The organism is Lewinella sp. (assembly GCF_050633125.1).
Lineage (GTDB): Bacteria > Bacteroidota > Bacteroidia > Chitinophagales > Saprospiraceae > Lewinella.
On sequence record NZ_JBOEFX010000084.1, the window covers coordinates 65,409 to 78,634 of the forward strand.

10 protein-coding genes are annotated in these 13,226 nt (G+C 43.9%); 9 read left to right on the forward strand and 1 reads right to left on the reverse strand.

Translation table 11 applies throughout. The annotated features are described in order from the left end of the window. Positions 1 to 220: hypothetical protein (locus ACRBG0_RS18695; RefSeq protein WP_431488381.1), on the forward strand; the 220-nt coding region annotated here is incomplete at its 5' end. On the opposite strand, the gene glmM is transcribed toward ACRBG0_RS18695, so the two are convergent. Beyond that, entirely contained in the window at positions 217 to 1,584 is a 1,368-nt protein-coding gene (gene glmM, locus ACRBG0_RS18700) for a phosphoglucosamine mutase (protein ID WP_431488382.1), read from the reverse strand. The genes ACRBG0_RS18695 and glmM overlap by 4 nt on opposite strands. A 74-nt stretch (positions 1,585 to 1,658) precedes the next feature. Between glmM and ACRBG0_RS18705 the strand changes: the two genes are divergently transcribed. The 8 genes from ACRBG0_RS18705 to pncA form a co-directional block, all read left to right on the forward strand. After that, entirely contained in the window at positions 1,659 to 2,255 is a 597-nt protein-coding gene (locus tag ACRBG0_RS18705; protein ID WP_431488383.1) for a phosphatase PAP2 family protein, read from the forward strand. Between the two features lie 256 nt (positions 2,256 to 2,511). Continuing rightward, positions 2,512 to 5,328, forward strand: a complete 2,817-nt coding sequence (locus ACRBG0_RS18710; RefSeq protein ID WP_020534248.1) for a TonB-dependent receptor — start codon at positions 2,512 to 2,514, stop codon at positions 5,326 to 5,328. A 30-nt stretch (positions 5,329 to 5,358) separates the two neighbouring features. Next, positions 5,359 to 6,966, forward strand: coding sequence for a T9SS type A sorting domain-containing protein (locus ACRBG0_RS18715; protein ID WP_020534249.1), 1,608 nt, complete (start codon positions 5,359 to 5,361; stop codon positions 6,964 to 6,966). A 98-nt stretch (positions 6,967 to 7,064) separates the two neighbouring features. After that, a complete protein-coding gene (locus tag ACRBG0_RS18720; protein WP_431488384.1) occupies positions 7,065 to 8,672 on the forward strand; it encodes a T9SS type A sorting domain-containing protein in 1,608 nt (535 codons plus the stop codon). Between the two features lie 154 nt (positions 8,673 to 8,826). After that, complete coding sequence (locus tag ACRBG0_RS18725; RefSeq protein WP_431488385.1) at positions 8,827 to 9,540, forward strand: DUF6962 family protein; 714 nt, start codon at positions 8,827 to 8,829, stop codon at positions 9,538 to 9,540. 52 nt (positions 9,541 to 9,592) lie between these two features. Continuing rightward, positions 9,593 to 10,876 (forward strand): sterol desaturase family protein, encoded by a 1,284-nt coding sequence (locus tag ACRBG0_RS18730; protein ID WP_431488386.1) that lies wholly within the window; start codon positions 9,593 to 9,595, stop codon positions 10,874 to 10,876. Positions 10,877 to 11,199: 323 nt separating this feature from the next. Beyond that, positions 11,200 to 12,654, forward strand: a complete 1,455-nt coding sequence (locus tag ACRBG0_RS18735) for a DUF389 domain-containing protein (RefSeq protein ID WP_431488387.1) — start codon at positions 11,200 to 11,202, stop codon at positions 12,652 to 12,654. A gap of 60 nt (positions 12,655 to 12,714) precedes the next feature. Continuing rightward, positions 12,715 to 13,226 (forward strand): bifunctional nicotinamidase/pyrazinamidase (gene pncA, locus ACRBG0_RS18740; RefSeq protein ID WP_431488388.1); only part of this gene is annotated, 512 nt, incomplete at its 3' end.

Consider the following 13,226-nt stretch of genomic DNA (forward strand, 5'->3'; position numbering starts at 1 on the left):
ACGGAGGAGCAGGACAAGGGATGGTAACCGCTTGCTCCATAGGGCCGGGTTTGAAACCCAGCCCTATGGAGCAAGCGGTGGACAGCCTGGTGCCGTAGGAGCGTTTGCACAGCAACGCGAATACCGGCATGGCCCAAAAAATGATCATACAGTAGCCATTGAGGCCATTACCATTCGTATAAATACATTCATGCAGTTACACACGAACAGTTTACCCTAAAAATCAGCTTTCACCCGAGCTACCAGCGCATTTACAGCTTCTACGCTATTCGCTTCACCATAAATGCGTACGATAGGTTCAGTATTTGAACGACGCAAATGAATCCAGCCTTCAGGAAAATCCAACTTCAGGCCGTCGATGGTATTGATTGTTGCCTCATCTTTGTATTTCTCCTGAATATGCTCCAGCTTTTTCTCTACATCCAGGTCTGGTGAAAGCGCGACTTTGTCTTTAACCATGAAGTAATCGGTATAAGTTGCGCGCAACTCATTGATAGACTTGTCTGCCCAAACCATATTACTAAGCACCAGCGCGGTGCCAATCAGCGCATCACGGCCAAGGTGCAGCTGGGGGTCGATGATGCCACCATTTCCTTCGCCACCAATGACCGCCTGTACTTCTTTCATCTTGTTGACAACGTTCACTTCTCCTACTGCTGCGGCATAATAGGTTTGCCCATGCTTGTTGGTGATATCGCGTAATGCACGGCTAGAAGACAAGTTGGATACGGTGGGTCCAGCCTGGTGTTGCAAAACATAATCGGCCACCGCTACCAGGGTGTACTCCTCTCCTATCCATGTTCCACCGGGGCCCACAAGTGCGAGGCGATCAACATCAGGGTCAACAGCAATACCCAGATCAGCCTTGCTTGACTTCACCTTTTCACAAAGCTCTGTTAAATGCTGGGGCAAAGGCTCGGGGTTGTGCGCAAACTGGCCGTTCATCTCAGCATTCAACACTTCTACCTCACAGCCCAGGGCCTTCAGTAGGGCAGGAATGGCCAAAGCACCGCTGGAATTAACGGCATCCACTACAACTTTAAAGCCTTTTTCTCGAATTTCGTCAGCTTTCACCAAGGGATGAGCAATAACCTTTTCGATGTGATAATCCAACAAGTCGTCGTTTTGCACGTAAGTGCCCAAATCATCTACCGCAGCATAGTTTACCGCCCCCTGGTCCAATAGCGCCAGGAGGGTTTTGCCATCTTCGCCAGAAATAAATTCTCCGGTGGCATTAAGTAATTTCAGCGCATTCCACTCTTTGGGGTTATGGCTGGCCGTGAGGATGATCCCTCCACCCGCATGGAGGTGAGGTACTGCCATTTCTACTGTAGGCGTAGTAGAAAGACCCAAATCGACAACGGAAATTCCCAATGATTGCAAGGTTGCGGTTACCAATTGGGTCACCATCGCTCCCGAGGGGCGGGCATCTCTACCTATAACAACTTTAGGGGCTGCTCCGGTTTGTAGCAACCAACTCCCATAGGCAGCTGTACATTCTACAATATCCTGAGGGGTCAAATTTTCTCCTGCTTTTCCACCGATGGTTCCCCGAAAACCGGAGATAGACTTTATAAAGGCCACGCTATTTCTTTTTGTTTAGACCGACAAAGATACCCGGACTGTATTTATTAGCCAACAATTTTTATGTTTGCATTATGGAGCAACTGATTCAACTTGATTATTCCCTTTTTGAATGGATTCATCACGGCTGGCAACATCCCTGGCTAGATGCCATAATGCCCTACTGGCGAGAAAAAACGACCTGGATTCCGCTTTATCTACTTTTAGCCGTGAGCTTGCTTTACAAATACAAGCTACCCGCACTTTATTACCTGCTTGTGCTGGGGGTAGTTGTTGGACTTGCTGATTTCAGCAGTAGTCAATTGGTGAAAAAATCCGTAAAACGCCCGCGTCCATGCAGAGAAACGGCGTTGAGCCAACCGACGCGAGACGTTGGGGTGCATTGTGGAGGTGGCTATAGCTTTACGTCCTCGCATGCGACCAATCATTTTGCGGTCGCCATCTTTCTTTTTCTAGGTTGGGGACGCCGTTGGAAAAAATGGCGGTGGTTGCTACTTTTTTGGGCAGCCAGTATTGCACTTGGGCAAGTTTACGTAGGGGTCCATTACCCGCTTGATATCACCTGCGGAGCGCTGTTAGGTAGCTTCATTGGCTGGGCTGTATACAGAATATATGAGCGGCAAAGGTGGCGAATACCAGATTTTTGCGACAGTTCTGTGCCAAAAGCATAAATATTAATCACATTTTTAAGTACAACTCGTTAAGTTAATTGTATATTGAGTAGTCTATACTCAAACGGCAAGCTAACTGATCAAGATTGTTTTTTACTGGCCTCTTTTACCGCACCACTACCCTATCTCATTGAACAACAGCGCTCTGGGTTTATATCTTAGTATTATTTTTAAAATATAAAACCATCGTTAGCGAAAATTCACTAATTTGCCGTCGTAAGCCGAATTATTGACTTATTACGTACCTTATCAAAGCATGAAATTTCTACTACACTCACGTTTATTGTATTTTATTCTCTTTTTGGGGATAGGTGTTTTTGCCTCAGCGCAGACCGTTGTCCGCGGAGAAATTATTGATGGTGTTACCCGTGAACCCTTGATTGGAGCCAATGCCATCATTAAAGGGACCTCTGAAGGTACCGTCACTGATCTCGATGGAGCCTTCTCTTTTCCTACTACAGCCACTCCTCCCTTTACGATGGTTTTCTCGTACATCGGCTTTGCAGACGCAGAAGTGTTGGTAGAATCATTGGTGGAACCTCTCAAGATAGAATTATCAGAAGGCTCGGTTACGATAGCAACCGTAGAAGTCAAAGGGCGCCGTATTGGTGAACGCCAGCGACAGTCGGCCTTGACGGTAGAAACGCTCGATAATATTGCCATAAAAGAAACACCAGCCGCTAGTTTTTATGACGGCCTGGGGGCATTGAAGGATGTAGACCTTACAGCAGCCAGCCTTGGCTTTAAGATTATCAACACCCGTGGATTTAACAGTACCAGCCCGGTTCGTTCTTTACAGCTGATTGACGGGGTAGACAACCAATCTCCTGGTTTGAACTTCTCGCTCGGCAACTTCCTGGGTTCTTCTGAATTGGATGTCAATCGGGTAAACCTGATTGTGGGTGCGAGTTCTGCATTTTATGGGCCCAATGCCTTCAATGGCGTGATCAGTATGGAAACCAAAGACCCATTTTTCCATAAGGGACTTTCGGCTATGGCCAAAGGTGGCGACCGTTCTTTGTTTGAAGGTGCGCTCCGGTATGCGGATGTTTTTGGTAAAAACAAAGGCATTGGCTACAAGATTAACTTCTCCTACTTTCAGGCAGATGACTGGGTAGCAGATAATTATGACCCAGTTGATGATACGGATACAGGCGTAGACAATCCTGGCGGTTTTGACGCTGTTAACATTTATGGTGACGAATTTACCAGTGGCAGTGATTTCACTAATATCCTCCAGCTTCCTGGTCTTGGTATTATTCACCGCAAAGGCTACCGCGAGATTGATGTTGTTGATTATGATTCAGACAACCTAAAGCTTGGTGCAGCTGTACATTTCAGGCTCAAGCCAAGTATGGACTTAGGCTCCCCTACCCTTATTGCGGCCTCTAATTATAGTACAGGAACTACCGTTTATCAAGGAGACAATCGCTACAGTCTGAGGGGCATTCAGTTCTTCCAGCATCGCCTGGAATTAAAAAAACACGATACTTACTTCCTGCGCTTTTACGTCACCCACGAAGATGCAGGAGATTCTTACGACCCTTACTTTACCTCTCTACTACTCCAAACCAATGCCAAGGAGAATCGTTTTTGGCGAAATGCTTACAGTGCTTATTGGAATAACCAAGTGATGCCCCAAATGCGGGCGATAGAAGGTTTTCCTAGTATTTCTCAATTCCCTGGTGATCCGGTTGGTTATCGCGCAGCTTTAGCAGAATTCCTCGGGCAGCCAGATGTTGAAGCATCCCTTTTCGAGTGGCACAGTTTAGCTCAGGAAGCGGCACTAGTTGCAGATCCTATTGCTAACAATGCTGTAGAATTTTACGAGCCAGGTACTGCCCGTTTTGACGAAGAATTTGATCGAATTACTAGTCGCAACCTCAACAGTGGTGGAACCCGTTTCTTCGACAAATCAGCACTCATACACGGCCAAGGAGAGTACAAATTCAATGACCTCGTTGCTCGCGGCAATATTACTGACCTCGATTTACTAGCTGGTGCCAGTTTCCGTCGTTACACACCAAATTCCGATGGTTCTATTTTGTTGGATACCATGGGAAGAGATATTGATACCCAGGAATTTGGCATCTACGGTGGAGGTACCCTAGAGCTAAAGAGCAAGCTGAAAGTTAGTGCGTCCTTACGCTTGGACAAGAACCAAAACTTCGACTATCTCTTTTCACCAGCGGGTTCGTTGGTTTATAGCCCAACCGAAGTGACAACTGTACGTGCATCTTTTTCCGCTGCTGTTCGTAATCCTACCCTGGCAGATCAGTACTTGAACTACAATGTAGGCCGAGCCATCCTTTTGGGCAATCTAAACGGCTTTGATAGCCTCGTGACCGTAGAGTCACTATCCAACGCCCTTAACGCCAATGATCAAAACCAGCTGGATTACTTCAACGTAGCTCCAATTCGGCCAGAAAAAGTAAAGACCGTAGAAGCTGGTTTCCGTACAACCCTCTTTCAGCGGCTTTATTTGGATGCGACCTACTACTACAGTTTCTATACCGACTTTATCGGTTTCAATATCGGAGTAGATACCCGTTTTGACAATACCTTTGGTACACTGGTATCCGCTCAGGCTTATCGAGTTGCAGCCAATGCCACAGAAGAGGTCACTACCCAAGGCTTCTCTATTGGTTCTAACTACTACTTTGCCAACTATTTTGTGTTCAACGCTAATTACTCGTGGAACAAATTGAATACCATTACGGACGATCCAATTATTCCGGCCTTTAATACGCCAGAACACAAGTACAATGTTGGTATTTCCGGAAGAAATGTTCCACTGAATCTGGGGCTCTTCCGTGTCCCTAATTTTGGCTTCAGTGTCAATTACAAATGGATTGAAGGCTTCATTTTTGAAGGATCACCACAGTTTACCGGAGAGATTCCTTCCTACGACCTTTTGGACGCCCAGATCAATTGGCAGGTAGCCAAATTGAACAGTACCTTCAAGCTAGGTGCTTCAAATATTCTCAACAACGAAACTTTTCAGACGTACGGTGGGCCCCGCATTGGGCGCCTGGCTTACTTCTCTGTTTTATACGAATTCAAGAAAAAATAATTTATCAATTTAACTGCATTAATCTTAATTATGAAGCAATTTAACATTCTACTTATCTTATTCGTCTGCGGTGTTTTCACCAGCCTTCAGGCTCAAGACACCCGTTATGTAGACGAAATTTTTACAGACGTTACGGTAACCTCTAATGTGGTCTATGCGAATAACTATACCGTGCTCACTGGAACTCCAGCTTTGTCTCCCATTACAATGGATGTTTACACGCCAGATGGAGACGACAATACCGAGCGGCCTACTGTACTTTACATCCACACCGGTAGTTTTCTTCCTCAGTATTTCAATGGACAGGTTACTGGTGGCAAACTAGATTCTACCGTCGTTGAAATGTGTACCCGTTTGGCCAAGCGCGGCTATACCGCCATTGCGCCTACTTATCGTCTGGGTTGGGCACCTACCGCTCCTGATCAGAATATCCGTACATCTACCCTACTTCAGGCTTCGTATCGCGGTATTCAGGACATGCGTGCTTGTGTACGCTACTTGCGTAAAACTGCTGCGGAAGATGGTAACCCTTACGGTGTTGATTCCGATAAGATTGTAGCCTGGGGTCAAGGTACTGGTGGTTACTTATCATTGGGTATGGCAACACTGGATGATTATGCTGAAATTTCAGATTTAGACAAATTTATCGATACCGAAACTTTCCAGCCTTACGTGGTAGAAAGTGTACACGGAGATATCTATGGCTTGGTAGAAGCGCAGCTTAACAGCCCTAATACACCTGGCTATTCTTCAGATATTCAATTTGCCGTAAATATGGGTGGTGCCTTGGGTGATACCTCTTGGATTGATGGCGATACGCCTGAGTTCAACGAGCCTCCTATCATTGGTTACCACGTAGTTAGTGATCCTTTCGCTCCTTTTGGAGACGGCCCGGTAATTGTGCCTACTACTCAGGAATTTGTTGTTCAGGTAGCAGGTACTCGCCTATCTGTACAGGTTGCTAACGAAAAAGGAACCAACGACCCCCTAAATGCTGTAAACGGACAAATGACAGGGCTAGCTGCTGGCTTGGAGGCATTCACCAATGCTGCTGCGGGGGTTCCTGTTGATCTTTCAGCCTTAGGGCAATCACCTACGACACTGACTACTCCTCACATGTATCCGTTTGTTGTAGACGGACTGGGATCTGGTCCATGGGACTGGTGGAGCAAGCCATTGCTAGATGTAATCATCCCTCAGGTAAATGGTGTATTCGGTACTGATTTCAATTCTGACACCCTGCACTTGAACGGTTTGATTACCAACCCAGATATGTCGGCTGCGAAAGCACGTGCATACCTTGATACCGTTATGGCTCACTACATTCCACGTGCGTGTCAGGTATTACAGTTGGAAGAATGTGCCATCGTTTCTTCTGAAGAGATTGCTGACGATAGCCTTATTGGTCTAAGTGTAGCTCCTAACCCAGCTACCGAGCGTGTATTCATCCGCACCAATGCTACCTACCCAATGGAAGCTATCCAGGTATTTGACATTAACGGACGCTTTATCCGCGCCCAGAACGGCATTGATAATCATCAATACGAACTTGAGCGAGGGAATTTACCGGCAGGCACTTATCTTGTCAAAGTCAAATTTGCCGAAGGAGTTAGCGTGAGGAAGATAATCTTCCGCTAAAGCTTAAAGCTAAATTTTAGCGAATTTAGAAGTGAGAACGCCCGGGAGTACAACTACTCTCGGGCGTTTTTTTTTTGTAAAAGAAAAACACAATGATTATGCCACATCTAAATTACCTGTTGTTCTTTCTTTTTTGCGGAATACTGAACAGTTTAGTGGGTCAAAACACCCGCTACGTAGACGAGGTTTTCACGGACGTTAACGTCGAATACAACGTTGTCTACGCGACCAATATCTCCATGCTTTTCATGAACCCCGATACCATTCCCTTGGTCATGGATGTCTACACACCAGCTGGGGATGTGAACACTGAACGCCCGACTGTTATCTATATTCCTACCGGTAATTTTTTCCCTCCCTATTTCAATGGAAGAGTAACCGGGGGGAAATCAGATTCTACCGTAGTGGAAGTATGCACTAGGCTGGCTAAGCGCGGCTATACTGCCATTGCTGCTTCTTACCGATTGGGATGGAATCCTGTTGCTGCCGACCAAGCTGTCCTTACAGGAACCTTCCTACAAGCAATTTACCGAGGCATACAGGATATTCGCTCTTGCATCAGGTTTTTACGAAAAACGGTTGCTGAAGAGGGTAACCCCTATGGTGTAGATAGTGACCGCATCGTTGCGTGGGGACAAGAGACGGGGGGGTATCTCGCATTAGGCGTGGCAACATTGGATGACTACAGCGAAATCAGTGCGTTGGGAAAATTCATCAATACAGAAACGCTCGAACCATATATCCTCGAAAATGTTCATGGCGATATTTACGGAGAAACAGAGGCTACCCTTAATCTTCCCAATGCGCCTGGTTATTCTTCGGATGTACACCTGGCCGTAAGTATGGGAGGAGCTATTTGTGATACTTCCTGGCTGGAGAGTAATACTGGTCTTGAACCACCCATCATCGGTTATCATGTGCTCACCGATCCTTATATTCCTTTTGGCGATGGTCCTGTACTAGTACCTCACCCACCCATATTAATACTTCCTGTATCCGGTACTCGATTAGCGATACAGGTTGCTAATGAGAAAGGGATTAATGATCGTTTGAATCCTGTCAATGGACAAATGACTGGGTTATCCGCATGGTTAGAGGATCGTACCAATTTGCTGGCAGATATCCCGGCAAATCTTGCAGCTTTGGGACAATCACCTACGACCTTAGCTGCCAAACACATGTATCCTTTTATACCACCAATACAACAAACACTATCCGGGCCTTGGGAGTGGTGGGATTATTCTCAACTGGACAGTGCCGTTACTCAAACAAATGAAGCGTATGGCACTGACTTCATTGCGAGTGAACTCCACGAGTATGGCTTAGCTCTTAATCCCGGCATGTCAGCCGAAAAAGCACGGGCTTACATTGACACTATATTTGCCCATTATCTTCCCCGAGCCTGTCAGGTATTGCAATTGGAGGAATGTGCCATTGTAGCTACCGAAGAGCTTGCTGACGACAGCCTTATTGACCTAAGCATAGCTCCTAACCCAGCTACCGAGCGCGTATTCATCCGCACCAACCCTACCTACCCAATGGAAACTATCCAGGTATTTGATATTAACGGACGCTATATCCGCGCCCAGAACGGCATTAATAATCATCAATACGAGCTTGAGCGAGGGAATTTACCGGCAGGCACCTACCTTATAAAGGTCAAGTTTGCCGAAGGAATAAGCGTGAGGAAGGTCATCTTTCGCTAAAGCTTAAAGCTGAATCTTAACACATTCAGTAATGAGAACGCCTGGGAGGATAACTACTCTCGGGCGTTTTTTTTTAAAAAAAAGACGCTAAGTTTTAGACAGCTTCATTGCTGTTTTAATAGGTTTTTGGAGCTAAAAAAATATCTTTACACCAATGCAAGCAATAGATCCCATATTAAACCCAACTGTTTTTATAGGAACCTTTGAATGGAGAGAACCAGTAACTACACTTACTGATTTTTTGGTTGCACTGGTAAGTTTGTATGCCTTTATTCGTTTTGCACGATATAAAGGTGAGCAATCAGAAAGCTATAACTATTATAAGTTTTATTTCTTATGCTTTGCAATTGGGATGACTAGCGCAGCTTGGTTTGGACATGGACTACAAGCCTATGTAGGTTCCGGATTTAAAAAAATAGGTTGGGTTTGTAGCTCAACAGGGCTTCTATTTTTAGCCTTTGCTTCCTTATTACAATTAAAAAAAATTCTAACTACAAGACTGTATGCTGTGCTCCGAGTATTAATAGTTCTTCAATATTTTACGTTCTTGGTATTAATGCTTCACCCGCAATTAAGCGACTTTGTATATGCTCAATTATCGTCTACGGTCTCGCTTGTTGGGTTTACACTCCCAATGCAAGTTTATTACTATATAAAATCAAAAGAGAAAGGCAGTTTGATCTTATTTACAGCTATCCTCTATGGTATTTTTCCTGGCCTTGTATTCAACAACCAAATAAGCTTACATCGCTGGTTAAACTACCACGACATTAGTCATATTTTGATGGCGTTCTTTATGTTTTTTGTTTTCTTAGGCGCTTCTCGTCTTGCAATGCGGTCAAATAAAGCCGCTAGCTCGATGATATAAATTATCTTTTCATTTTTTCTTTTCTTTTGCAGTTTTGCAAAAAAACAAAATCATGAATCCAATAACCGGGGTAATTATTACAAGTGTTTTAATAGTTATTGGAGCACTCGTACTAGAGTCTTACGTTGCAAAGAAAAAGAAAATGACTTTGTATCGATTGTCAGATAGCATTACCAATCTTTCTTGTGGGATGATGGAGAGAGTTTTTGACTTTTTCCTATCTGTCCTTATTTTATTTGGCTTTCAATATATCTACGAAAATGTGGCACCGTATCAAATCCCAATGAATATTGGTACCTGGGTGATCGCAATTTTAGCTTTTGACTTTTTAGCCTATTGGTTCCATCGGTTAAGCCATGAAATAAACTTTCTATGGGCGGCACACATCGTGCACCATCAAAGTGAGGAGCTAAATCTAACAACAGTGTTTAGAGCATCTTTATTTGCTGTATTTTATAGGGTGTTTTTCTTTGTTTGGATGGCTTTAGCTGGTTTTAATGCCATTACTATTGGAGTTTGCACCATGATTTTAGGATTATTCCAATTATTTACTCATTCCAGAGTTATTGGGAAGCTAGGCGTTTTTGAGAAGTTCTTGACAACTCCATCTCACCACAGGGTTCATCATGGGCGAAATGAGAAATATATGGACCATAACTATAGTCATATATTCATCATTTGGGACAAAATATTCGGAACATTTATTGAAGAGGATGAAGAGCCAACGTATGGCATTACTACTGGTTTTGAGAGCGCTAATGCTTATAATGCCAATTTTTCATACTGGCGGAATTTGTTGATTAGAGCTAAAAAAACAAAAAAAATTAGCGATAAAATTAAAGTCTTCACCAAGGGCCCAGCTTGGACTCCAGATGATGTTCCTCATTTACCAAATGAGTATAAAACAGATGACAATGGGAATAGAATTCATCATCATATTCCAATTAGTTTTGAACTCGGAGCTTACATTTTACTAAATGTGGCAATTACCTTTTCAGCGTTTGCCGCTTTGATGGTTGTTTTTAAACCTTACAAACCTGGTGAATACTTCCCAATAGAAGAATTGTTCTCAAATCACCAAATATTGGCTTTGGTCGGAATAGTTTTATTATCGGTTTTTGCTCACGCAAGAATGATGGAACAAACAAAGTTTGCTATTTATATCGACGCGTTTAGGTTAATCGTCCTGATCACTTTAACATTCTTTGCTTTTAAAGAATTTCCATTTGCAAACTGGTTAATACCTACTGCATCAGTAGTTTGTGGAGTTATGCTGTTATGGCTTATTCGACTGGGGGTAAAAGCGTCCAAAAAGGAGGCTGTAATAGCTGCTTAGAGGCTCTACTCCCTATTAATAACGTGAGATTTGAGTACAAAGGGCTTATTACCAGTAAACTAAATCCCCCAAACCTCACTGTACTAGGTAAAAAGTAGATGGTACTTGGTATAGCATCCATTTTAGGGATTCAAAAATCCTTGTACCCTATACTAAGTACCTGGTACTGTGAGATTTGCCTAGTCACTTCTTGCCTTCTAGGAATACAAAAAGGCACCACGAAGTAGCAGCGCTAGCTAAACCTCACGTTATTAATAGCAATAATCACAAAATTTCAACACTAATAGTTAATACAATCTCTAGATTCTGCTACTTTTACTCTCATGGAGAAACCAAATCAATCTTTTAACCCACAGGAAGAACGCCCCGGGATTGCGACTTCTTTTAGGCTATTAGTGCAAGATATCCGAGAATGGTTCATCGACTTCATTGACCTCAAGGAGGGAATGGATCGTGAAGGAACCGTTATTGCTATCAAGTCGGGAAAACTCATGCGAGGAGCCAATGCATGGATGCTTATTTGCTCCATCATGATTGCTTCCCTTGGTCTTGACCTCAACTCTGAAGCCGTAATCATTGGCGCCATGTTGATTTCGCCCTTGATGTCTCCTATCTTGGGAGTAGGCTTGGGGGTTAGTATCAATGACCGGGAAATGCTGCTACTTGCTATTAAGCATTTTCTCATTTCCATTTTTATAGCGCTGCTTACAAGTACACTTTACTTCTGGCTCACGCCACTGGGTACTTTTACGGACATGATCGAAGCAAGGACAGCCCCTACTTTTCTCGATGGACTTGTTGCTATTTTTGGAGGCTTGGCTGGTATTATCTCTATTACCCGTAAGGATAAATCGAATGCTATTCCGGGCGTAGCCATCGCTACCGCCTTGATGCCTCCGCTCTGTGTAACGGGATACGGCATTGCCAATGGCAATATGGAAATTGCACTCAACTCCTTCTACCTTTTCTTTCTCAACTCCTTCTTTATTGCCTTAACGTCTTATCTGATTATCCGTTTCTTACAATTCCCCTATAAGGAACACCCCAATCAAAAAGAGTCTTTAAGGGCGCGGATTGCGGTAGTTGTATTTAGTTTAGTAATCATCATTCCCGGTACATCTATCCTCCGCGACGTAATTCAGGATTTACAGTACAAGCAAAATGTCAAAGCTTTTGTTAAAGATCAATTTGACAATGATTGTATTGATTACAATGTTTTCAACATCACTCCTGACTCCAATATCCTGGTTGTACAACTCATCAACCGAGATGTTCCTGACAGTATGACCAACAGCTACAATACCATGTTGGCTGGTAAATACAAGTTACCCGATACCTATTTCCAAGTAATTCCCGACTATCGGATTAAGCTGGGGGATATTGAAAAAAACGCCATCGGCTCAGGGCAGCTTACCCAAGTCAAAAGCCAGCTCGAAGAGCTGCGTAATTACCAGCGAGAAGAAGCAGTAAGAGATAGTATTACCCGCTTACAGGAACAGTTGAAACCCAAGCTTGATTCTTTACAATTTGTTCGGCTTTCTTCCACGCTACATCAGGCAGAACAGTTCAAATCTCTTGATACACTTGCCTACGGACAAACTCAGATTATTGATTTCTCACAACCTGCACAAACCATTCCTATGTTTATCGCGCACTGGTCTAACCGGCCAGGGCCACGAACTCGACAGCGACAGGAAGGTGCTTTAACTACATTTATCAGCAACTATATCAAGACTTACGACCTTCAAATAGATACGTTCGTTGTACATTCTTACTAGTATCTAGTGCGATGTCAAACAAGCTTTTAAGTATTGCGCAAAAAAACAAATTGAATCTACATGAATCTTACTCCCCATAGTGCGCTCCTTCTAATTGATTTACAAAATGACTTTTGCCCCTTAGGAGCACTACCTGTTGAAGAAGGCGATCTGGTTATTCCCATTGCGAATGCCCTTATTCCTCATTTTGATACAATAGTTGCTACCCAAGACTGGCACCCTGCTAATCATGGTAGTTTTGCGGCTAATCACCCCTGGCGCAAACCAGGACAAGTGATTGACCTACACGGGCTTCCTCAGGTCCTCTGGCCAATCCACTGCGTGCAGGAGAGCTTTGGGGCAGAATTTGTGCAAGAACTCCATCAAGAAAAAATCACCAAAGTTTTCACCAAAGGCACCGATCCAACCATCGACAGTTACAGTGGTTTTTTTGACAACGACCACCGAAAAGCGACGGGCATGGGTGACTGGCTTAAAGAGCAAGGTATTGACACCGTTTACGTCATGGGCTTGGCTACCGATTATTGTGTTAAGTTTACAGCCCTTGATGCCCTTGAGCTAGGTTTTACAAC